This is a genomic window from Sphingobacterium bovisgrunnientis, from assembly GCF_009829085.1.
GTDB lineage: Bacteria > Bacteroidota > Bacteroidia > Sphingobacteriales > Sphingobacteriaceae > Sphingobacterium > Sphingobacterium bovisgrunnientis.
This window is the reverse complement of sequence record NZ_WUQY01000042.1, coordinates 1-22,436: the sequence shown is the minus strand read 5'-3', so window position 1 is coordinate 22,436 and position 22,436 is coordinate 1. Positions and strand designations below refer to the sequence as shown.

Annotated in this window: 29 protein-coding genes; 13 read left to right on the top strand and 16 right to left on the bottom strand. The window is 34.7% G+C overall.

Annotation, left to right across the window (positions count from 1 at the left end; translation table 11 throughout):
- Positions 1–60: 60 nt before the first annotated feature.
- Positions 61–393 (bottom strand): outer membrane beta-barrel protein, encoded by a 333-nt coding sequence (locus GOQ16_RS15505; RefSeq protein ID WP_160070122.1) that lies wholly within the window; start codon positions 391–393, stop codon positions 61–63.
- A 15-nt stretch (positions 394–408) separates the two neighbouring features.
- Positions 409–699, bottom strand: a complete 291-nt coding sequence (locus GOQ16_RS15500) for a hypothetical protein (RefSeq protein WP_160070121.1) — start codon at positions 697–699, stop codon at positions 409–411.
- Between the two features lie 253 nt (positions 700–952).
- On the opposite strand from GOQ16_RS15500, the gene rpsF reads away from it, so the two are divergent.
- The 4 genes from rpsF (at position 953) to GOQ16_RS15480 (ending at position 2,457) form a co-directional block, all read left to right on the top strand.
- The gene (rpsF, locus tag GOQ16_RS15495) at positions 953–1,321 is read left to right on the top strand and encodes a 30S ribosomal protein S6 (protein ID WP_149915451.1); all 369 of its coding nucleotides are present in this window, start codon (positions 953–955) and stop codon (positions 1,319–1,321) included.
- Entirely contained in the window at positions 1,321–1,584 is a 264-nt protein-coding gene (gene rpsR, locus GOQ16_RS15490) for a 30S ribosomal protein S18 (protein WP_149915452.1), read from the top strand. The genes rpsF and rpsR overlap by 1 nt, the downstream gene beginning before the upstream one ends.
- Before the next feature lie 14 nt (positions 1,585–1,598).
- Positions 1,599–2,042: a 50S ribosomal protein L9 gene (gene rplI, locus GOQ16_RS15485; protein WP_149915453.1), complete on the top strand. Its 444-nt coding sequence runs from the start codon at positions 1,599–1,601 to the stop codon at positions 2,040–2,042.
- An 88-nt stretch (positions 2,043–2,130) separates the two neighbouring features.
- Positions 2,131–2,457, top strand: coding sequence for an LPXTG cell wall anchor domain-containing protein (locus GOQ16_RS15480; protein WP_160070120.1), 327 nt, complete (start codon positions 2,131–2,133; stop codon positions 2,455–2,457).
- Between the two features lie 53 nt (positions 2,458–2,510).
- On the opposite strand, the gene GOQ16_RS15475 is transcribed toward GOQ16_RS15480, so the two are convergent.
- The 6 genes from GOQ16_RS15475 to GOQ16_RS15450 all read right to left on the bottom strand — a co-directional run bounded on the left by GOQ16_RS15475 (position 2,511) and on the right by GOQ16_RS15450 (position 6,548).
- The gene (locus GOQ16_RS15475) at positions 2,511–3,335 is read right to left on the bottom strand and encodes a hypothetical protein (RefSeq protein ID WP_160070119.1); all 825 of its coding nucleotides are present in this window, start codon (positions 3,333–3,335) and stop codon (positions 2,511–2,513) included.
- A 1-nt stretch (position 3,336) separates the two neighbouring features.
- Entirely contained in the window at positions 3,337–3,714 is a 378-nt protein-coding gene (locus tag GOQ16_RS15470; protein ID WP_160070118.1) for a GntR family transcriptional regulator, read from the bottom strand.
- Position 3,715: 1 nt separating this feature from the next.
- Positions 3,716–4,522 (bottom strand): hypothetical protein, encoded by an 807-nt coding sequence (locus GOQ16_RS15465; RefSeq protein ID WP_160070117.1) that lies wholly within the window; start codon positions 4,520–4,522, stop codon positions 3,716–3,718.
- 9 nt (positions 4,523–4,531) lie between these two features.
- Positions 4,532–5,356 carry an ABC transporter ATP-binding protein gene (locus tag GOQ16_RS15460; RefSeq protein ID WP_160070116.1) on the bottom strand — a complete coding sequence of 275 codons (825 nt, stop codon included), beginning with the start codon at positions 5,354–5,356 and terminating at the stop codon, positions 4,532–4,534.
- Positions 5,357–5,499: 143 nt separating this feature from the next.
- Positions 5,500–5,655: a type II toxin-antitoxin system antitoxin gene (locus tag GOQ16_RS15455; protein WP_149915459.1), complete on the bottom strand. Its 156-nt coding sequence runs from the start codon at positions 5,653–5,655 to the stop codon at positions 5,500–5,502.
- 26 nt (positions 5,656–5,681) lie between these two features.
- On the bottom strand, positions 5,682–6,548 hold the full coding sequence (locus GOQ16_RS15450; protein ID WP_149915460.1) for an SPFH domain-containing protein: 867 nt from the start codon (positions 6,546–6,548) through the stop codon (positions 5,682–5,684).
- Between the two features lie 132 nt (positions 6,549–6,680).
- On the opposite strand from GOQ16_RS15450, the gene GOQ16_RS15445 reads away from it, so the two are divergent.
- Complete coding sequence (locus GOQ16_RS15445) at positions 6,681–7,832, top strand: serine hydrolase domain-containing protein (protein ID WP_160070115.1); 1,152 nt, start codon at positions 6,681–6,683, stop codon at positions 7,830–7,832.
- Between the two features lie 5 nt (positions 7,833–7,837).
- Here the strand turns inward: GOQ16_RS15445 and GOQ16_RS15440 are convergent, their stop codons facing one another.
- On the bottom strand, positions 7,838–8,140 hold the full coding sequence (locus GOQ16_RS15440) for a hypothetical protein (protein WP_160070114.1): 303 nt from the start codon (positions 8,138–8,140) through the stop codon (positions 7,838–7,840).
- 90 nt (positions 8,141–8,230) lie between these two features.
- Between GOQ16_RS15440 and GOQ16_RS15435 the strand changes: the two genes are divergently transcribed.
- Genes GOQ16_RS15435 through GOQ16_RS15425 form a run of 3 tightly spaced genes read left to right on the top strand, consistent with a single transcriptional unit; the run spans position 8,231 to position 11,069 of the window.
- A complete protein-coding gene (locus tag GOQ16_RS15435; RefSeq protein ID WP_160070113.1) occupies positions 8,231–8,890 on the top strand; it encodes an HAD family hydrolase in 660 nt (219 codons plus the stop codon).
- Between the two features lies 1 nt (position 8,891).
- A complete protein-coding gene (locus GOQ16_RS15430) occupies positions 8,892–9,656 on the top strand; it encodes a sulfite exporter TauE/SafE family protein (RefSeq protein ID WP_160070112.1) in 765 nt (254 codons plus the stop codon).
- Positions 9,657–9,683: 27 nt separating this feature from the next.
- The gene (locus tag GOQ16_RS15425) at positions 9,684–11,069 is read left to right on the top strand and encodes an exonuclease domain-containing protein (RefSeq protein WP_160070111.1); all 1,386 of its coding nucleotides are present in this window, start codon (positions 9,684–9,686) and stop codon (positions 11,067–11,069) included.
- Here the strand turns inward: GOQ16_RS15425 and GOQ16_RS18055 are convergent.
- Positions 11,040–11,375, bottom strand: coding sequence for a TraX family protein (locus GOQ16_RS18055; protein ID WP_262886275.1), 336 nt, complete (start codon positions 11,373–11,375; stop codon positions 11,040–11,042). The genes GOQ16_RS15425 and GOQ16_RS18055 overlap by 30 nt on opposite strands.
- A gap of 17 nt (positions 11,376–11,392) precedes the next feature.
- Positions 11,393–11,653, bottom strand: coding sequence for a TraX family protein (locus tag GOQ16_RS18195; protein WP_369073902.1), 261 nt, complete (start codon positions 11,651–11,653; stop codon positions 11,393–11,395).
- Between the two features lie 135 nt (positions 11,654–11,788).
- On the opposite strand from GOQ16_RS18195, the gene GOQ16_RS17705 reads away from it, so the two are divergent.
- Positions 11,789–12,199: a metallophosphoesterase gene (locus GOQ16_RS17705; RefSeq protein ID WP_204987498.1), complete on the top strand. Its 411-nt coding sequence runs from the start codon at positions 11,789–11,791 to the stop codon at positions 12,197–12,199.
- Between the two features lie 163 nt (positions 12,200–12,362).
- Positions 12,363–12,632, top strand: a complete 270-nt coding sequence (locus GOQ16_RS17700) for a metallophosphoesterase family protein (RefSeq protein ID WP_204987497.1) — start codon at positions 12,363–12,365, stop codon at positions 12,630–12,632.
- Between the two features lie 41 nt (positions 12,633–12,673).
- Here GOQ16_RS17700 and GOQ16_RS15405 read toward each other — a convergent pair whose 3' ends face one another.
- Entirely contained in the window at positions 12,674–14,173 is a 1,500-nt protein-coding gene (locus GOQ16_RS15405; RefSeq protein WP_160070108.1) for an acyl-CoA dehydrogenase family protein, read from the bottom strand.
- 151 nt (positions 14,174–14,324) lie between these two features.
- Positions 14,325–15,194: a helix-turn-helix domain-containing protein gene (locus tag GOQ16_RS15400; RefSeq protein WP_160070107.1), complete on the bottom strand. Its 870-nt coding sequence runs from the start codon at positions 15,192–15,194 to the stop codon at positions 14,325–14,327.
- A 166-nt stretch (positions 15,195–15,360) separates the two neighbouring features.
- Between GOQ16_RS15400 and GOQ16_RS15395 the strand changes: the two genes are divergently transcribed.
- On the top strand, positions 15,361–16,995 hold the full coding sequence (locus tag GOQ16_RS15395; RefSeq protein WP_160070106.1) for an ABC-F family ATP-binding cassette domain-containing protein: 1,635 nt from the start codon (positions 15,361–15,363) through the stop codon (positions 16,993–16,995).
- Positions 16,996–17,031: 36 nt separating this feature from the next.
- Here GOQ16_RS15395 and GOQ16_RS15390 read toward each other — a convergent pair whose 3' ends face one another.
- Together GOQ16_RS15390 and GOQ16_RS15385 are read right to left on the bottom strand one after the other, a co-directional pair.
- Positions 17,032–17,532: a hypothetical protein gene (locus GOQ16_RS15390; RefSeq protein ID WP_160070105.1), complete on the bottom strand. Its 501-nt coding sequence runs from the start codon at positions 17,530–17,532 to the stop codon at positions 17,032–17,034.
- Positions 17,533–17,887: 355 nt separating this feature from the next.
- Positions 17,888–18,607, bottom strand: a complete 720-nt coding sequence (locus tag GOQ16_RS15385) for a class I SAM-dependent methyltransferase (protein ID WP_160070104.1) — start codon at positions 18,605–18,607, stop codon at positions 17,888–17,890.
- A gap of 147 nt (positions 18,608–18,754) precedes the next feature.
- Here GOQ16_RS15385 and GOQ16_RS15380 point away from each other — a divergent pair, with 147 nt between their 5' ends.
- Together GOQ16_RS15380 and GOQ16_RS15375 are read left to right on the top strand one after the other, a co-directional pair.
- On the top strand, positions 18,755–19,993 hold the full coding sequence (locus tag GOQ16_RS15380) for a PQQ-dependent sugar dehydrogenase (protein WP_160070103.1): 1,239 nt from the start codon (positions 18,755–18,757) through the stop codon (positions 19,991–19,993).
- Positions 19,994–20,147: 154 nt separating this feature from the next.
- Positions 20,148–21,389 (top strand): PQQ-dependent sugar dehydrogenase, encoded by a 1,242-nt coding sequence (locus GOQ16_RS15375; protein WP_160070102.1) that lies wholly within the window; start codon positions 20,148–20,150, stop codon positions 21,387–21,389.
- A 30-nt stretch (positions 21,390–21,419) separates the two neighbouring features.
- Here GOQ16_RS15375 and ispE read toward each other — a convergent pair whose 3' ends face one another.
- On the bottom strand, positions 21,420–22,229 hold the full coding sequence (gene ispE, locus GOQ16_RS15370) for a 4-(cytidine 5'-diphospho)-2-C-methyl-D-erythritol kinase (protein WP_160070101.1): 810 nt from the start codon (positions 22,227–22,229) through the stop codon (positions 21,420–21,422).
- Positions 22,230–22,436: the final 207 nt, after the last annotated feature.

Sequence of the window (22,436 nt, the reverse complement as noted above, 5' to 3'; positions counted from 1 at the left end):
GACATTGTTAAAAAAAAGACAACCATGCAAAAATTTTGATGGTTGTCTTTTTAGTTTTCTTTAAAATCTATAACCAGCCCCCAATGATAAACTTCGAGTTGTGGAACTTAATTCATTAACAGGCGGTTCCTTTCTTAAACCGATGTTGTAATTAACATTCATTGACCATCTTTCTTTTATAATATAACCAACGCCCATACTCAAACCGTAATCAATTCTATCACTAAATTTATCCGGTTTAATTTTATAAATCTCCCCAGTCTTCAAATCTTTTATTTTCCCTCCTGTGAAGATGTATAAATTAGGTCCGGAAAAAACTTCAAGTTTATTATCTGAATTGAGTTTAAAATGTCCTTTAAACAGAATAGGCGCATCTAACCAATGACGCTGCATATTTCCTACTCCAGATTAGTAAAATACGTATCCTTCATTCGTGTTAATTGTGGTTCCATATTTGGAGTCAAACTGTTCGTACCTGTACCCTAAACCAGTAGCAATACTGAAATTTGGTGTGATTCTAAAATCGATCAATCCTTTTGAATACATACCTACTCCCCACTTCGATAAGTTTAATTTATCCTTCGTGGTAGAAAGAGTAAATCCTGTCTGAAATTCATAGCTAATTGGTTTTTCTTGAGCTAGCACTTCATTGCCAATTAACAAGCAGCAGCTCCCAATAAAAAAATAACTTTTAATCATAATACTTTGTTTGTTAGTGAAATGCTAAAATAAACCACCTTGTCGATTATATTTTTTAACAAAAAGTTAAACAACATCATTTAACAAATCAATGAATTGGGAATACCAGTAGATAGTATATTTTGATCAGATATAATCAATACAAAAACATTCAACATATATTTATGTAAACCCTTTGATAAATAATATTTTTTATCTACTTTTGCACTTCCGTAAGTGCGGAAATATTTAAATTAAAATAATTATTTAAACAATGCAACAGTACGAATCTGTAATCATTCTTACCCCGTTGCTTTCAGAAGATGCTGCGAAAGAGGCAATTGCCAAATTCAAAAACATCTTAACAGAAGGCGGAGCCGAAATTATCGCTGAAGATAATTGGGGTTTGAGAAAATTAGCGTATCCAATCCAGAAAAAATCTACTGGATTTTATCACTTAACTGAATTCAAGGCTCCAGGTGAATTAATTAAAAAATTAGAGCTTGAATACAAGCGTGATGAGCGTGTTATGCGTTTTATGACTATCGCTTTAGATAAGCATGCAATTGCTTACAGCGAGAAAAAACGTAGCGGTGCATTCAACAAGAAAGCTGAAACTAAAACTGAGGAGGTAGCAAAATAATGTCAAAGGAAAACATCCAATACGTGACTGCTCCTAAAGTAGAGGACAACCGTAAAAAATACTGTCGTTTCAAAAAGAATGGTATCAAATATATCGATTATAAAGATGCTAACTTCTTAATGAAATTCGTTAACGATCAAGGTAAAATCTTACCTCGTCGTCTTACTGGTACATCATTGAAATTCCAACGTAAAGTTGCTCAAGCTGTGAAACGTGCGCGTATCGTAGGCTTATTACCTTACGTAGCTGATTCATTAAAATAAGGAGGATACGATAAATGGAAATTATATTAAAACAAGATGTTAAGCACCTTGGTGAGAAAGACGATATCGTAGTAGTAAAACCAGGTTACGGCCGTAACTACTTAATTCCTCAAGGATTTGCTACATTAGCAACTTCATCTGCTAAAAAAGTGTTGGCTGAGAACATCAAACAAGCTCAGTTCAAACAAGATAAAATTAAGAAAGATGCTACTGAATTAGCTGCTAAATTAGAAAACGTTAAGTTGTCTATCGGCGCTAAAGCTGGTGAGTCTGGTAAAATCTTTGGTAAAGTAAATAGCATCCAAATTGCTGATGCATTGAAAGCTCAAGGTTATGACGTTGACCGTCGCCGTATCACTTTCGAAGTAGAGCCTAAATCTGTAGGTGAATACATCGCAAACTTAAACTTACACAAAGAAGTGAAAGTTCAAGTTCCTTTCGAAGTAGTAGCTGAATAATTAGTTATTCACTCAAAATATAAAGGAGATAACCCATGGTTATCTCCTTTTTTGTTATGTTTGTGTCTCAATAAAATAGTATTTTGATATGAGTCCAAAATCAATAGTCACTGCTATACTTTTAGCTCTTGTAGCTATCATCCTTTTCAATAATAAAGAAGAAAGTTCTTTTTGGTTATTTGGCGATATCCGTACTTCCAAGCTATTAATATTAGGCATATTCTTTATTCTTGGTGTCATTACAGGAGGAATACTATTTAGACGTAGAAAAAAACATCCTACGGAATACGGAATTAATAATCCGGTGTACCAACCTCCTATTCCTACGCAAGATGAAGATAATTATACCGAATCTCCTTACAAGCCTAATGATGGTTTATCGGATGAAGACAGAGAATTCCTGAGAAGGGATTAAAACAATAAAGGCATCTTGTTAATGATGCCTTTATTGTTTTGAAGATTTTAATTTTACTTGATTAAATTCTTTAGCAGAAATACAGGAAAATTTGTAGATGTACTATCGGAAAGATTTCCTTCTATTTTGTCTACAGAAATTTTAGTTGGCAGACTAATAGTTGATTTGCCTTGTGTAATAACGGATAAACTAGAGATTGTTGTAGGACCATTTGGCTCTTCAATAGCGAATCTGGAGTTCTCTGCCTGAACGGCTAAACCTTTAAGTATGGATGGCTGAAGTTTTATCGCTGAATTTGTTAATTTTAGATTTAAATTTTCCAATTTCCCAATTTTTAGCGTATTATCAATAGACGAATTCGTTAAACTCAGATTCAAAGATTTTAAACTTTCATTATCTATATTATAAGATCCCCATGAGGCATTTAGAATGTTCAATTTCAATGAATCTTCTGATGTAACCAACTCATCTAGATTTAAATTTGACAAAGTCACATTCTCAAAATGAGGCGCGTACAAGTAAACATGTAAGTGATGATATGACTTTGTTTTAAAATTTAAAACAAGTCCTTCATTATCATTAGAAATTTCGACCTCATTTGCCTCAGAATTACTTTTGAATCCATATGTCTCATCTTTAATTAAATGCAGTTGCACTCCTCTACTGTGTTCACTATTTAATTTTATACTGTTGTAAGTATTGAGCTTATTGCCCTTCAAATATTTGCTTTCTGAATTGAAATTTTTAGCTTCGTTTTCTATGCTTTTCCAATACTCTGCTTGATCTACACCACCAGTATTTGCTATGATGACACCGCTCAAAATAAGTGTAAATAAGCCTACTCCAAGCCCTATTAATAATTTATTACTTAATTTCATTTTAGTTCGATTTATAATTTTCCATAATGAAAGCATCATATCTCTCTTTCAACTCATCTAATGAGATATCAAGAAGATAGATATTTTTGAAAACTTGAGGAAGATCTTCTTTCACGAAGACTTTTTTCTTATACTTTTTTATTTGTGAAAAAGAATCTGTAGTTACAAAAAAACCAACACCACGCTTATTCGAAATAATACCTTGCTGCTGCAAAAAATCATAAGTACGCATGACTGTATTTGGGTTCACGGCTATTTCAATAGCCAACTCGCGCACAGATGGTAATTTGGAATCGATTGGCCACGTACCTAGCAGAATATTTTCACATATATGATCTACTATTTGCAAATAAATTGCTTTATTCGGGTTAAAATCCATATTAAGCCTCCTTTTCTTTCAATCGGACATAAGTGATTGTCCACAAAATAATAGTTATAGTCCAACCCAGAGCAGCAAATAAAAATTTAATCAAATCCTTATGATCACTAGGATCATTATCCTCTAATTGCATATGGCCTAAAAAGAATACTCTGTATATGCCATAAATTAGCAAAAAGCAAAGTCCGGCATATACTGCAACAGATACTATTGTTTTGATAAAGTGCTTATTTTTGAAATATATTGATCCCAGCAAGAAAAGCGCATTAATAGTAAACGGTAGAAATACAAAATATTTTACTGGATCTATATATATCACCTTGTGTAAGAAATTTAAGTTATCGCGTACTATTTCTTTGCCATTTTCTATGTAAGATGTCGTACTTGTCGTAAATGATCGCACGTAATTCATAAACCCATAATCTACAATATGGAATAGAAGTAAATATGTCACAAATCCTAAACCTGCTGTGTAGAATATGCCTGCAAGAAATTTTTCTAATTTAGATGCTGGAACTAATATCTCCGCTATAGCCGCATTCGATTTGCCGTAATTTTTAAAATATGAACTAGCTGTTAAAGAAATATAAAGAAGTCCTAGAATAATAAATAAAGGAATTCTGAATCTAAAATCATTGTTATACATAACAATATCACCTTCATTAATAACTTTGTAAAGTTCATTTCCATAGAAATAAAGAATTATAGCCAGCAAAACACCAACAATAAGAAAGTACTCCTTTTTATAAAATTGCCATTGTCTACCAATCAGCAATTTAAAACGATTAAAATCAAATGTATTATTCATATTCTGCGGTTAAAATTGGTTGGTAATTTTTTCATTTTCTACGGTTACAGCATTGAACAGCAATTCAAGATCAATTTTCGAATCTTCAAAATCAGCATTCGTTGAGATAACATTGTATGCACCAATTCCTTGTTCAGCATACAGTATATCTTGGCTCAATTCCGTAACTTTTTTAAAGTGCAATCGATCTGCAATAGTTTGAATGGATTCATTCAACACGATACGATGTTGATCCAATATAATGACAGAATCAATCAAATTGTCGAGATCACGGACTTGGTGCGTAGAAATCACAATAACACGATCTTCATTCATTACGGCTGCAAGAACCTTTCTGAACTGTGCTTTGGACGGAATATCCAATCCATTAGTCGGTTCATCCATAATGACTACTTTGGTGTTGGTCGCAAGACCAAAAGAAATCAAGAATTTCTTCTTCTGCCCGTAACTCATATTTCCTAAATTTTGATTCGCAGGAATCTGAAATTCGGTAGAGAGTGTTTGAAAGTAGCTCTCATCAAAATTCGGATAAAAGCAAGAATTTGATTTTAAGTAACTTTTTACCGATACATTAGGTAAATATAAATCCTCTGGTATAAAGCAAATTTCTTGCAATAATGATGGATTTCGTTGTTGTACGTCCTGCCCAAGGATTAAAATATCGCCTGAATTGGGATATACTAATCCGATTATATTCTTCAAAAGCGTCGATTTTCCGGCCCCATTCTTACCGAGAAGTCCATAGATATGTCCTGTGTCCAAATCTAGATTCAAATCTGAAAAGATTGGTTTGTTTTTGGTATAACTGAAATTTAAGTTTTTAATAGCTATCATACTAGTGTACTATTTAAATAATACACTAATATAAAACGAAAAATTTATATTCCAACTATTTTTGAAAATAAATTTTTGTTTTAAGTAATTTGAATACCTTCTATAAACGAAAAGAGAGATTCGAAAATCTCTCTTAAAAACTATTATTCCTTATTCTTTTTCCGCTTGCTCTTCACCAGGGCTTCATGTAGTAAAAATTCAATTTGACCGTTGACACTACGAAATTCATCCTGCGCCCACTTTTCAAGTAGCTTGAATGTATCCTCATCTATCCGCACCACAAAACTTTTTTTCTTCATATCAAATCGCTTTGATGCTCCTATTATTAATACAAGGAACCTGTATTTACAATTGGTTGTGCTGCTTTTTCACCACATAATACCACCATTAGATTACTTACCATGGCTGCTTTGCGCTCATCATCCAATTCCACAATATTCTCAGCGGATAATTTTTTCAACGCCATATCTACCATCCCAACAGCACCGTCAACGATCTTTGCACGCGCTGCTACAATTGCTGCAGCTTGCTGTCTTTGCAACATCGCTCCGGCAATCTCTGCTGCATAAGCCAAGTGGCTAATACGAGCTTCCTGAACGACAATTCCAGCTTTTGATAAGCGCTCTGTCAATTCATTTTCCAAAATGTGATTTACCTCTTCGCCACCATTACGTAAGGTAATTTCAGCCGTATCATCTTCCAAATCATCGTATGCAAAACTCACCGCCAAATGGCGAACCGCAGCTTCGGATTGTGCGCGCACATAATCAAATACGCGTTCTACATCGTACGCAGCTTTATACGTATCACCAATTTTCCAAACGATTACCGCACCGATTTCAATAGGATTACCCATTTTATCATTAACCTTTAACGTTTGTCCTTGTAAGTTTTCCGAACGCAAAGACATTTTTGTCGCTGTATACAATGGATTCACAAAAAACAATCCATTTTCCTTAATTGTGCCTACATAGCTACCAAAGAAATTCAATACACGTGAATGATTCGGATGCACAATCAAAATTCCTTTAAAAATAAAAACTGAGGCTAAAAAAACTAGAATACCGAGGAATATAAATCCTGGTCGATCGTTTAAGACAGATAAATATACAATGTAACCAGACATTAATAACAAGACAATGCCAATTCCGATTGCAGAATATCCTGAGGTAGGCTTAATAACTTTTTCCATAATTTATAAGTGTTAAAAATTTGATATCATTTTGATATCATAAATATATCAAAATAAAATTAATTTTCAAAAAATATTTGAATCTCATTATTTTAAAACATTCTGTATCTTTATTTTTTATAAACCGAATATATGATACTCAACATACTCAAATGGCTAATTGGCAGTTTTATTGTGCTGATAACAATTGTTTCTTTAAGTCTATTATTTACAGGAAATGGTTATATTCTCAAGGCTGTACGTACAGTTTATTTGACAGGACATACATCCGCTTTTTTGGAGGATTATAAATATTTTGAGAACAGAAAGATCGAAAAAGGAACACCTCAACCTTGGCCACAATCCGTAGATTATAATAAAAGAAGTTCTACACCTATATTAGATTCTATTCACCTTGCTAATAAAAGTATAGCATATTTGATTATAAAGAATGACAGTATTTGGTTTGAAAAATATTACGATGGTTTTAATGAAAAATCATTGACGAACTCATTTTCTATGGCCAAAAGCATTACTGCTGCCCTATTAGGCAAAGCCTTAGAGCTAGGCTATATAATTAGTTTGGATGAAAAAGTAAAAACCTATCTACCCGAATTACAAGGCGAATACGCAGATGAATTAACTATCCGTGATTTAGTTTCCATGCGATCGGGATTGCAATGGGATGAAAAATACTATTCCCCTTTTTCAATTACAACTAAAGCATATTTTTACAAAGATATCAGCAAAGCGATGTTGGAATTGCCAATAAAGGACAAACCAAATCAAAAATTTAAATACCAAAGCGGTGACACGCAATTACTAGGAATGGTATTGGAAAAAGCCCTTCCTGTTTCGCTATCAGAATTTTTGTCCGAACATTTTTGGAAGCCAATGGGCGCTGAAAATGATGCAATGTGGCAATTCTCCCCTCAGGATGGTGTTGAAAAAACATATTGTTGTATAGCAAGTAATGCACGCGATTTCGCACGTTTTGGAAAGTTGTATACCCAAAATGGACGTTGGGGTGAAAAGCAACTTCTAGATTCTTCTTACGTGCAAAATTCAATAACGCCAGCAGCTGTGGATTCACAAAATTATGGTTACAGTTGGTGGCTGAATGAATATAAAGGCAAAAAAGTATTCTATATGGATGGTCATTTAGGGCAATTTGTTATTTCTATTCCGGCGGATAATATTTTAATCGTTCGATTAGGTCATTTGCATGATAAGAAGAACAAACAAGATCCTCAAGGGGCTTTCTATCAATATATTGAACAAGCTTATAAAATGATGGGTATTTAATTAAACTATTTTTCGACTTCTATTCTGCGTTGCAATACTAGCTTATAAGTTCCTTTGTTTTTATTAATTACAGAATCATAATTCAATTGAACTTTATCGCCTACATTGTATTTTCCATTTCGCATTTCACTGTATTTGACTTTCTTTTCAAATCCTTCGACATAGAATCCGCGAAGATTTCTTTTACCACTTCGTTTTATCTTGGTAATGGTAAATTCACCTTGCTTGGTGTGTGTCTCATACACATCATTATCACAGGCTACAAAAAGTATGGCTATAATTATTGTTAGAAAGTTTTTTATTGGCATTGCCAAAAATAATAATTATGTCCGATTATCATCAAATAACTTACACACAATTATGACGCTATAGCCTTAATTTATAGCTATATTTGCCCCATGAATCAATATGCCGTATTATTTGATATGGATGGTGTAATCTGCCATACCAATCCGCATCACGCTAAAGCATTCGAAGCTTTTTTTGACAAATACCAAATTCCATACACAGAGCAAGAGTTTGAAGATCATATGTATGGAAAACACAACAGTCACATCATGACTTACTTTTTCAAAAGACCAGTACATGGTGAAGAACTACTTCAATTAGAAAATGAAAAGGAGCAATTGTTTCGCGATATCTATAAAGATAAAGTAGAAACTATACCCCATTACAAAGAATTTTTAGCGGATCTGAAAGCCAACAATTTCAAAACCGCGGTATGCACCTCAGCTCCACGAGCAAATATGGATATGATAATTGATCAATTAGGTATTCGTGAGCAAATGCAATCCTTAATGGCTAGTGAAGATGTGACTTTGCATAAACCACATCCTGAAGTTTATATAAATTCAGCTGCCAGATTAGGTGTTGAGCCAAGTAATTGTGTGGTCTTTGAAGATTCGTTTTCTGGTGTCACTGCAGGATTAAATGCAGGAATGAAAGTAGTAGCTGTATTAAGTTCGCATACGAAAGAACAATTACCGAAATGCGACTATTACATTAATGATTATTCAGAGATCAATGCTGCAAAGGTTCTTGATATACTAAAATCTTAAAATGGAAGAGGCACTGCAATTGATTTCAAGTCCTTATGGTTGGGCGTTGTATTTTACGTGCGCCATGTTGATTGGTATTTCCAAAACGGGAATTCAAAACATTGGAACATTAGCTGTGCCTCTTTTTGCTTTACTTTTCGGGGCAAAATATTCTACAGGAATTGTGCTAATTCTGCTTTGTTTTGCAGATTTGGTGGCTGTAATCTATTATCGAAAAGCATTTCTGTGGCATGAAGTCAAAAAACTTTTACCGCTAGCTTTCTTTGGGCTTTTCGTAGGGTTATTTTTGGGAAATTACATCGACGATAAGACTTTTAAAATCTGTATTGGAATCTGCATAATAGTTGGCGTTTTCATTATGCTTTGGATGGAAAAATCATCTTTAGAAAAACAGAAGCTATTGACTAATAAAAAATGGTATTCGCCGCTATTTGGATTTATATTGGGTTTTTCTACGATGATAGGCAATGCGGCTGGACCTGCCCTTTCTGTTTATATGCTTTCAAAGCGTTTAGATAAAATTGCTTTTGCAGCTACATCTGCATGGTTTATTTTCATTTTAAATTTGAGTAAGATCCCACTTCAAGTATTTGTGTGGCACAATATTACTTGGGCAGGAATTATATTGAATCTTATGGCTCTGCCCTTTATTCTCTTGGGTGGATTTATTGGAATTAAAATTATTAAAGTTTTACCCGAAAAAACCTTCCGACACATAATTATCGCTTTGGTAATCATTGCTTCTATCTTATTGATAATTCTCTAATCAAAAACTTGTTTGTACTTTTGTCGTATGGAATATGCGATTGTGGATATTGAGACGACTGGTTCGTATGCAGCAGGGAATAAAATAACAGAGATAGCAATTGTCATCCACGATGGAACGCATATTTTAGAGAAATTTCAATCCTTAGTAAATCCCAATTCTCCAATTCCCTTTCATATTCAAGCCTTGACTGGCATTACAAATGAAATGGTGGAAGATGCGCCGACGTTTAAAGATATATCATCCACTGTTTATGAATTATTACACAAGCGAATTTTTGTCGCACACAACGTCAATTTCGATTATTCATTTATCGTCGAAGAATTAAAAAATGCTGGCTATTCGTGGCGCACTCCCAAATTGTGTACTGTCCGACTTTCGCGCAAAATAATTCCGAATCAATCTTCCTACAGTTTAGGGAAATTGTGTCAAAATCTTGGCATACGAATTCACGATAGACACCGCGCTATGGGAGACGCGGAAGCAACTGTGACACTTTTTGAAAAACTCGTACGAGAGGACAAGGAGAAGCTGATTGAAAGTACGCTACGAAAAACTAAAGAACACCGCCTGCCAACACATATCAATGAGGAAGATTTCCTTAAACTGCCCGAAACAACTGGCGTATATATCTTTCATAATGCAGTAGGCAAAATTATTTATGTAGGCAAAGCTGTAAATATTCAAAAAAGAGTGTTAAGTCATTTTTCGGGAACAAATGGAACACAAAAAAGACAAGCTTTTATCAATGATATACATCATATTGATTACATCGAAACTGGAACGGAGTTAATGTCTTTGCTCACCGAATGTAAGCTAATCAAGCAGCATTGGCCAACGCACAATCGTGCTTTGAAAAAGTTTGAACCAAAATTTTCATTGATTCAATATACGGATCAGAATGATTACGTACGCCTTATCGTTTCACCTTATGACAAACATGCGAGCGCTGTACAGCACTTCGAGCGTCCTTACGAAGCCAATCAAATGCTTTTGCAACTGATGGAGGAATTCGAACTAGACAATAAATTGTGTTACTTCTACAGCGTACACAGTGAATCTAAACCAAAGTTAGACTATAGCACTCTCCCATCGTCGGTTGAACACAATGAAAAAGTCGAACTAGCTTTAGAAAAAGTTAAAATGGAATCGCAATCTTTTCTAGTGATTGATCAAGGTAGACATTTGGACGAAAAATCCTATATACTCTTCAAAAATAACAATTTACATGCTTTTGGTTATTTTAATGTGGATTTAGACATTAGAGATTATGAAGATGTAATTAATGACGAAGACAAGTGCGTAAGTAACTACTATATGAACTCATTGGTTCTTCAATTCATCGAAAGATATCCAAGTAAGGTAAAAAAACTAGCCAACAAATTACCTTTTGATAATCCAGAATACGAATAAATGTGCTGGATAGAATATGTAGAATACTATACCAGTTTTCTTGCCGCGCTCACCATTGTATAAATAAATAGGCAATAGGCCTAGAATTGCCGCCGATTGCGTGGATATCCTAAACATGTATAATAAGTTTAAAATCCCCACAGTAAGAAATTGCTTCAGTACATTCGTCCGAAACACATAAAAACAAACAACTTGTAGAACCCCCAAATAATAGTAATCAAAATGAAAAAGATTAGCTGCTGTGACCAACGCTACGATAAGCAATATCTTCACATCAGAGGATATTTTGTTTGAATCTATTACCATTACCCCTGATAATCCTCCTAGCAAGGTGAAGAATATATTTGTCGCGAAGTATCAAACCATTGACCGCCAAAGGCTAGATCATAAGGAATCTCTGAAAGTAGAGCAAAAATTAACAAACGAAAAAAATAGTGTTTACTACTTTTAGTATGCGTAAACCCCTCCACTAATAAGAAAGCGTACAAAATAAACGCAAGTCTTCCTACCACCTTCAGTATATATAAATCAGGATAAATTATACGAGCGAAATGATCCAAGAACATTGTAATTAATGCAATCATTTTAAGATGATAAGCATTAAAACGAATTTTAGGATCTAAGACCATTAATTGACTGGTTAAAATTAGAGATATTTACAGCTTTATATTAAATTTAGAAAAAATGTAAATATTTAACTGAATATTAAGTCCAAAACCTTGAAAAAAATAATTATAATCTTCATAGCATTATTAATAATTTCACTATCACTTGGTGTATACATTTGGCGCATCGAACCGCGTTGGGTGGAATGGAATCATTACGTTATGCCTATTAAAAATCTCCCAGAATCATTGGTAGACAAAAAGATAGTGCAGATTTCGGACATACACATTGGTGAAACGGTTGACGAAGAGTATATAATTAAACAATTTAAAAAAATAAGTGATATAAATCCTGATATTTTGGTTTTCACAGGTGATTATATAAGTGCTGTAAATATTAATCAAGCTCCATTTGATCAGTTACAAAAAATTCTTGAATATTCACCAAAAGGAAAGTTAGCAACTGTAGCAATTCTAGGAAATCATGATTACGGAATACTTGCCAGAAATGGTTCCCGGAGCTGATTCCTTAGTTCAGATACTTGTCAATAACGGATTTACTGTTTTACGCAATACAAATTTGAATATAAATGGGCTCAATGTAATTGGTATAGATGATTATTGGGGGACTAATTTTTATCCAGACATTGCAATGGATTTATATAAGCGATAAAAAGCTAATCTTGTTTTGGTGCATAATCCAGATGTATGTGATCTAGATGTTTGGAACGGGTATGATGGTTGGATTTTATCTGGACATACGCACGGCGGCCAAGTACGTCTCCCCTTTTCTAAAGCCAGTATTATTCCTGTTGATAATAAAAATTATGATGAAGGTTTGAAACACCTATCTAACGGAAGAACATTATATATAAACAAAGGTTTAGGGCATTCCATTCGCGTCAGGTGGAATGTAAGACCAGAAATAACAGTATTTACATTAAAAAAGAAAGGGTAGAAAGTTTTAATTTTCTACCCTTTCCTAATTTTTATGAATAACTAGGCAAAATTCATCCAATCTGAATTTTCATGGTATTCAAAAATTGGGCTAGCTGTATTTTTTGATAAATATTGACCTACCAACATTGTGATGTCCGTGACCATATGTTGACGAGTCAACTCAATTAGTTCTGAATTAAATCCATTCATATGCAACACAAATTGGAAACTAATCACACGCGCAATAATACGACCTAAAGTAATTGCGTCACGCTGGTTGACTGCAGAGTCAATTGAGAAGTTTAATATGTTCGCAAAGTAAGGAATGCTATCTTTTGTATTGGTATAAGTCGACAAGAAATTAGCTAAACTTGTTTCTTTTGATTTACGCATTAGCTTTAAAATAGAATCAGCGATCTGTCCATAAAGCATCTCATTGGAACCTTCAAAAATTTGGAAAGGTCTGCTATCAACTACTGCTCTTCCAGCAATATGATCCAAACGATAACCATTTGCACCTGCTAACTGCAAAGCAATTTGAGCTGATTCTTGCATTAAATCAGTAATCAATGCTTTCAATGAATTGGCTTCAACGGCAGCCGTAGCCAAATCTTTATCAATACCACTATTTGAAGTACTATAGTGACACATTCCTGAGCAAATAGTATATGCTGCTTGAATACGTGAAAGTTGAAATTTGACAGCATCCAAATTCGCTAAAGGAGCATTACCAACTATTCTATTTTGGCAGTGTGCCAATGATTCATCCATTAGACGTTTGATAAATCCTAATCCCATACCTGGAAATTGGAGACGACTACGGTGCAACATATCTAACATCAATTTCAAACCTGTACTTTCGGGCTGTAATTTTTGTTCTTCAGGAACAGTAATATCTATTTGATTGACCCCATAAGGAATCGCATACAATCCTAAATTATTATAACGTTCCACCATTGGAATGTGCTGCGCAGGATTTTTATCATCTGTTACGAAGAAATCTATATCCCGTGCTAAATCACCGTTATCATTTGCTTTACGTGCGGTCACTAACCAAAAATCAGCTGCACCACTTAAGCCCTGCCAATGTTTTTCGCCATTAATTTTATACCCCCCATCAATTTCTTGAAAGGAAGTTTTCATATTTAGCGCATCACTTCCATAAGCTTTTTCGGTAATCATCAAACCACCCATTGCTTTCTCTTCCAAGAATTTTTTGAAAATACGCTCTTGAACATTGTAGTTACCGTATTTAGCTAATGGCTCTAGAAATAACGCGATGTTTATACCAAAGATCAAAGACAATGACAATGACTCGTATGAAGCTGCAGCAAGTACTCCCAAACATTCTTTTACATTTACTCCTCGACCACCATGTAGCTCCGGTATAGCTACCGCCAATGGATTTTTAGACATAATCTTTGCTCTAAATTCTGGCGGTAAATCGCGACTTAGACTTATTTTATTGAAATCATATTCGTTTCTAAATAGTTCGCGTAAATGTTTTGAAAAGTCAGCAATGTATGTCTTAAAATCTGCTTGCTCAACTAATTGACTCATATCTTTTGTAATTTAATTCTTTTATGTTCAGTGTGTTTTTCATAGTGCAAATAGTGCAACTGCACTTACATTCGTAAAATTAACCGATAAGAGAGGTACTAACTATTAAAAACAGAACAAATAACAGGACAAATCGTGCATTAACAGTTTTTTACATTGTCCTATTCCGGTATTCCTTAGGAGTAATACCTACAAGTTTTTTAAATAATCGAGTAAAATAAGAAGGGTCTTCAAATTCCAATTCATACGCTATTGTTGCTATAGGTTTATTCGTTTCGACCAAAAGCAACTGGCTATGCATAATAGCCACTTCCAATATGACTTGCTTAGCAGACTTATTAAAAACTCCTGAAACACAACGATTGAGGTAATTGGTAGACACGGATAATTTATCTGCGTAATATGTAACAGACTTTTCTTTAAAAAAATCCAAGTAAACCAATTGTTTAAAAGCTATTGCAATTTCTTGATTACGCTGAAGAGTGGTATTCGCATCCGAAAGTTTGATAATCTTTAATAGGATGGTTTTAAAAATACTTTCGTAATAGGACTGATACGGATTTTGATCGTAAATTTCTTTATACAACAATTGCAACATAGCGTCCAAATCTCTACTTTCTTCAAGATTCAAATTGAGCAATGGAGCAATATTAAAAATATTCAAGGTCTCTTGATCCCGCAAAATCGAAGTCATAGCCTGCTCTTTGATCAGCACACAATGTCCCTCTGCATTCTTGTCTACATCGCTAATAGCAGAAATATGTCCATAGTTAGCTATTATTACGGCTGGGGCTTTTACTAAAAACTGTGTGGATTCGATCTGGTGTTGAAAAGATCCTTTTGTAAGATGTATTAATAAATTATAACCGAAAAATATCGGTGGAATTGGCGTTCTTAAATAGGGAGCAATATCCTTTAAAGCGAATATTTTGATTGGAGTTTGGATATACTTCAGATGCTGTAAGCTCCCTTCCATAAACTTGGAAACAAACTCATCTGCATATATCTTGTTCTTTTTCATCCTATGAAACCGTTAAAACGTCTTCTAAACTAATGTATATTTAATAGTTTGCAAAATTAATCGCTTATAAACTATACAAATTTAACCGCTATCACACTGTAATAAATTACATTGCAGGTACTTTACACGTATACATATTAATGAATAAAACTGTATCTTTGCCCCCATGATTAATGTATCCAATCTATCTCTTCGTTTTGGCAAACGTGTGCTATTCGAAGATGTTAATTTAAAATTTACTTCTGGAAATTGTTACGGTATTATTGGTGCTAATGGTGCTGGTAAATCTACCTTTTTAAAAATTATATCGGGTGAAATTGACCCTAGTACAGGTTCTGTAGCATTCACACCAGGTGAGCGCATGTCTGTATTGAAGCAAAATCACTATGAATTTGATGAATTCAGTGTGCTTGAGACCGTGATGATCGGAAATCAAGAACTGTACAAAATCATGAAAGAAAAAGATGAAATCTATATGAAAGAAGATTTCACTGACGCTGATGGTGAACGTGCAGGTGAATTAGAAAGCTTATTTGCTGAAATGGATGGTTGGAATGCGGAAAGTAATGCCGCTACCCTATTGAGCAACTTAGGTATCAAAGAAGACCAACACTACAAACAATTAAAAGAATTAGATGGTAACGAGAAAGTACGTGTGTTATTAGCACAAGCGCTTTTTGGTAAACCAGATATTTTGATTTTGGATGAGCCTACCAACGATTTGGATATCAATACCATTGCTTGGTTAGAAGATTTCTTAGCGTCTTATGAAGCTATCGTATTGGTCGTATCCCATGACCGTCACTTCTTAGACCATGTATGTACGCACATCGTGGACATCGATTTCAGTAAGATGACTATTTATTCCGGTAACTATACATTCTGGTATGAATCATCGCAGTTGGCATTGAAACAACGTACTGACCAAAACAAGAAAATGGAAGATAAAGTAAAAGAGTTACAAGAATTTATTCGTCGTTTCTCTGCAAATGCTTCCAAATCAAAACAAGCGACTTCACGTAAGAAAGCCTTAGATAAAATCAATCTTGATGAGATCAAGCCTTCGAATCGTAAGTATCCTGCTATCATGTTTAACACGTATGATAGAGAGCCTGGAGATCAAATCTTAAATGTTGAAGGTCTGAGTAAAACAGTGAATGGTGAAGTATTCTTCAAGGACATCACATTCATGATGAATAAAGGCGATAAAATTGCTGTATTGAGTCAAAATAATTTGGTTACTACGGCTTTCTACGAAATCCTTACTGGACGTGACAAAGATTATACAGGTGAATTCAAATGGGGTGTAACCATCACTCCTACGGATATGCCAATGGATAATTCGTCTTACTTTGATGGTAATAACGAAAACCTAGTAGATTGGTTACGTAACTATACTACAAAACCTGATGCTGATGAGCAATTTATCCGTGGTTTCTTAGGTAAGATGTTGTTCTCTGGTGAAGAAGTGATGAAAAAAGTTTCTGTATTATCAGGAGGTGAAAAAATGCGCTGTATGTTCTCCAAAATGATGTTGCAAGGTGCTAACTTCTTAATCTTCGACGAACCAACCAACCACTTGGATTTGGAATCAATCACAGCATTGAATAATGGCATGAAAGATTTCAAAGGCTCGATGTTGTTCACTTCTCGTGACCACGAGTTAACTGAAACTGTTGCGAATCGTATCATCGAATTAACACCAAACGGTATCATTGATAAGTTGATGACTTACGACGAATACATCAATTCGGATGTTGTAAAAGCGCAACGCGAAGAAATGTACAAGGTAAAGAAATAAGACATACATTAGTATATATTTGAATCCCCAATTAGCTTAGCTAGTTGGGGATTTTTTTGTAAATAATATTATATTAGTGATACACCAAATTATATATTGCGAATACATAAGTGTATTTTCAAATGCGCCAGGTTTTTCAGTAAATGTGTTTATAATATGGCTAAATGCTATAGGGAAAAACAACAAAGGGATAAAATATTTTATTCTCTTTGAAATTCTTAATAAGATAGCACAAATAAAAATAACAATATGTGGAATTGAAAATACTAAATGAACAAATATCCTAAAATCATAACTAACTAAATGGAATAACAAACATACATTAACTAGTAAAAGGAGAAATAATAAATTGGATGCCCAAAAATATTCTTTACCAAGTTCTAATTTAATTTTTTGATTAGCATTTTGCTTTCTTGCTATACTTTCCAATTCAATTTCTGATAATCTATATCCTCGATCCTCCAAAATATGAACAGCACACTCAACAGCTTCCGATTCAAATTTTTCAGGCTCATTGATATATACTTCTAATTCCATGTTTGTCTTATTGACAAGTTTAGATTTATCGAAATGCTTCATTTAGTTTAAATATACTAAAAGGCAATATAAAATTTCTTTTTTTAGATTCTTCCTACCGTCAGAATAATAATGAGGTATGTCATCGCGATGTAGCAAGAAGAAGAAATCTAATCAGAAGATAAAAAGCAAAATCCTTACAAACACTTAAAATGTCGCGTAATAATATTTTGACAACAAGTAGGTGGAGGCAGTAACCAACACAGTCAAAATTTTTCAGCGACACGATTTAGCTTCGCTGAGCTCGGCTGTCAGCCTTCCTTTGCATCCTTTTGACAAGACAAAAGGAAAAGACATTCGCGGCTCTTGCGAGAAATTACTCCTTCACACCTACAAAACTCGCAAAACACAAATTCTTATGCAGCACATCCACCTTCGAGAAACCGACCTTGCGCAATAAATCCAGTTGGTACATCAAGCTTCGTGGAGAATCTTCTTTGTCAATGTAATCAAAAACATGATCGCGATAAGCTTCATCTTTCAATGAAACTAAGTAGTCACCATAACGAACCTTGTAAATAAATTCTTGCAATAAGTCAGAATCTTGCTTTATTAAATCGAATATCCATATACTTCCACCCTTCCTCAATTTTCGATACAGCATTGCAAAGGTATTTTCCCAATCCGCATCATCACGAAGGTGATGTAATGTAGCTGTTGCAATAATAACATCAAAAGATTCATCTGCAACATTAATATTCCTAAAATCTCCTTTTATCATTTTACAAGAACCTCCGAAATTTACAGCATCTACCCTTTCCTTAGCTTTATCAAGCATTGGCTGACTTAAATCTGATAACGTGATATGTAAAGGCGACTTCCGTTGCAAAAGACTAATATCATAATTACCAGCACCACAACCAATATCTAATACATGTTGTACATTGGGATTGCTTCGAACAACACCCTCTGTGATAAGTTCCATGTTGAATTTGGCATCCAAAGTGGTCAACTGCCCAGTCTCCAAGTTCGAAAAACGTGTCACATCATTATCAAAACGTTCTTCTATTTCCTTAAGGGTTGCTTTATGGTTCATGAATTATCAGATTTATTACAAGATAATAAATAATATTGGCTTACTTTTTATTGTTCTTAATTAAGAACTTTTCAAGAGTTTAAATGTTTATGATAAAGAGTATTACTATAAATTTAATATCTTAGCCTACAAAACTTAACATTTAATATGAACAAACTTTTTTATACTGCAATATTTGCATCTACTATTATTGCGTCATCTTGTACCAACAAGAATAATACAAAAGGAGAAGAAACGACACAGCAGACAGACACGCTTCCTCCAGTAGAAACCGGAAAAGCAAACACAAATTACAAGCCTGCCTTCGAAGGGCAGACACGTATAGCTGGGGTAAAAACGACTACACCTTATGAAAGTAGAGTAATTACCAATAAATTGAAATCCCCTTGGGGTATTGCAGTTCTTCCTGACGGTAGATTTTTGATTACCGAAAAAGAAGGTGTATTGCGTCTAGTGACGAATGATGGCACGTTGAGCGAAGCCATTAATGGGTTACCAAAGGTAGACAATGACGGTCAAGGTGGTTTGTTAGGTATCACATTAGATCCAGAATATGCGAGTAACAAAACAATTTATTGGGCGTACACGGAACCCGTATCTGGCGGAAATCATACAGCTGTGGCTAAAGGTCGCTTGGGAAATGACGAGAAATCGGTAGTAGACGTGACCGTAATTTATCGTACGACACCAACGTATAAGGGCAAGCTACACTACGGCGGTCGTTTAATATTTGACAAAACAGGGCATTTGATTGTGACAAGTGGTGAGCGTTCTGATTTACCTACGAGAGCATTAGCACAAGATTTAAAATCTACCTTAGGGAAATTGATTCGCATCACGAAAGATGGTAAACCAGCAAGTGACAATCCGTTTGCGGGCAAGGCAGATGCTTTACCAGAAATCTACTCATACGGACACCGTAATCCGCAAGGTATCGCATTTCATCCAGAGACTGGAGATCTATGGGAATCGGAGTTTGGACCACGCGGTGGTGACGAATTGAATCGTGTGGAGGCGGGTAAAAATTACGGCTGGCCAACAATTACTTATGGCATTGAATACGGTGGTGAAGAAATTGGCAATCCACCAATACAGGCTATAGAAGGTATGGAACAGCCCGTTTATTATTGGGATCCAGTTTTATCTCCTGCAGGAATGACGTTTTATACGGGTGATGCTATTCCAGAATGGAAAAACAATCTTTTCATCGGAGGGTTAAGCAGTACACACATTGCACGAATTGTCATCAAAGACAATAAAGTAGTGGGTGAAGAGCGTCTATTAGCTAAAGAAGGTGAAAGATTCCGTGATGTAGTTCAAGGCATTAATGGTGAGTTATTAGCTGTCACTGATGGCGGAAAATTATACAGCATTGGCAAAAAATAAGCATCATTTAGCGTAAAATATTCTTTACAATACAAAGCAAAGTCTTCTAATCACAAGAATTAAAGGGCTTTTCTTGTTTTTCGGAAATTGGGAATAAACAAATGACTTTTTATCTGTTCTCTTTTTAATAAATTTGGACAACAAAAATTAATTTATGAAAAACCTAATACTCACAACTAGTGTAGCAACTACACTCCTATTATCTTCATCATCAATACCTCAGCATACTACATTTATTCTCTTGCCTTTAGTACAAAAAGACACAATTGCTCCTGTTGAAAAGAATAAAGCGAATACAAATTATAAACCAGCATTCGCAGGACAAACTAGAATCGGTGGTGTAAAAACAAAAACTGCCTATGACTTCAAGGTCATGACGAATAAATTGAAATCTCCATGGGGAATTGCTGTATTGTCAGAAGGCAAATTATTAATAACCGAAAAGGAAGGTAATATGAGAATCGTCAATGCTGCTGGAAATATCAGTGAAACGATCGCAGGACTACCAAAAGTAGATGCACGCGCTCAAGGCGGTTTATTAGGTTTAGTTTTGGATCCACAATTCTCAACGAATAGAACTGTATATTGGGCATTTACGGAAGCCGGTACTAACGGAAACCATACTGCCGTAGCTAAAGGTACCCTCTCTAAAGATGAAAAATCAATGCAAAATGCTAAAGTCATATACCGTTCTACTCATACCCATCGCGGTGCATTACATTATGGTGGACGTTTGGTTTTTGATAAGTCAGGTAATTTATTAGTAACTATTGGCGAGCGTTCGGATCAATCGACAAGGGTATTGGCTCAAGACCTAAAAAGTTCTTTAGGAAAGATAATCCGTATAACGAAAGATGGTAAGCCAGCTGCAAATAATCCTTTTGCAAACAACAAAAACGCCTTGCCTGAAATCTATTCATACGGACACCGTAATCCTCAAGGAATTGCTTTTCACCCTAGCAATGGCACACTATGGGCAGCAGAATTTGGCCCACGTGGTGGTGACGAGTTAAATCTTATTAGACCTGCTAAAAATTACGGTTGGCCAGTGATAACATACGGCATCGAGTATTCAGGTAAGCAGATTGGTGAGCCAACAATACAAGCAAAAAAAGGAATGGAACAACCAATATACTATTGGGATCCCGTTTTGTCCCCTTCAGGCATGACTTTTTATTCGGGAAAAGGTATTCCAGAATGGAAAAACAATTTATTTATTGCAGGATTGAGCAGCACTCACATATCTCGTCTGGTGATTAGTAACAATAAGGTTGTCGGCGAAGAAAGGCTTCTATCTCGTGAAGCAGAACGTTTCCGTGATGTGGTAGAGGGTAAAAATGGCGAATTGTATACCGTTACAGATGCAGGTAAACTTTATATTATCCAGAAGAAGTAGTGCATATTACTTCTTCTGTTTTTTGTATTCTTATAGTTCTGTAGGATAATAAAGCTTGCCTAGTTCATTCAATTCGTCAAGTTTGATTTTGTCTTCGAATATCCCAAAAACGGATGAACCAGAACCAGACATAGCGGCATACAATGCGCCTTTTTCATAGAGTTTGTTTTTTATATCTTGAATCAAAGGATATTTTTCAAAAATTCCTAATTCGAAATCATTCGTAATATAGTATTTCCATTCTTGTATAGGTAATTTAATAGCTCTACGCAAATCTACTTTTGGTACTTGAGGCGTAATATTGCTATACGCTTCAGCTGTAGAAATATGAATTTCAGGTTTAATAATCACAATGTAATACGCAGATAAGTCAACCTCTACTTCGCTAAATTCTGTACCTATTCCTTCTGCAAATACAGGTTTGTTTGAAATAAAAAAAGAACAATCAGCTCCTAATTTACTGGCATACTGTTGCAATTGTTCTTCGTTTAATCCTAACTTATTAAGATCATTGATTGCTTTTAACACATAGGCAGCATCAGAAGACCCACCTCCTAAGCCTGCCCCTACAGGAATATTCTTGAGTAGTTTAATAGAAATTGGTTGGATTGCTGGAAAATCTTTTTTTAAAATTTGATAAGCCTTCGTGCATAAGTTAACCCCATCCTCTGGAATATCTATACCAAAAGCTTCAAAAGAATATGTATCAGCTTCACCAAATTCCAATACATCATACATCTTTACTGGATAAAATATTGTTTCAATGTTGTGATAACCATCTGGACGTTTTTCGGTGATAGATAATCCTAAATTTATTTTTGCGTTTGCGAACGAAATCATAGTACAAAATAACGAAATAATGCCAAAGGTAGAAAAGATTTCAATGTGGTTTTATTTAGCAAAACAGCAAAATCAAATTAATTAGGCTCATTTTCAAGGTGTAAAGATACAAGCGCAAAATAAGTTTTGTAGATCTAGTTAGAATTTCTACTTTTGTGGCGGAGAGCTGGCAGAGTGGTCGAATGCGGCGGTCTTGAAAACCGTTAA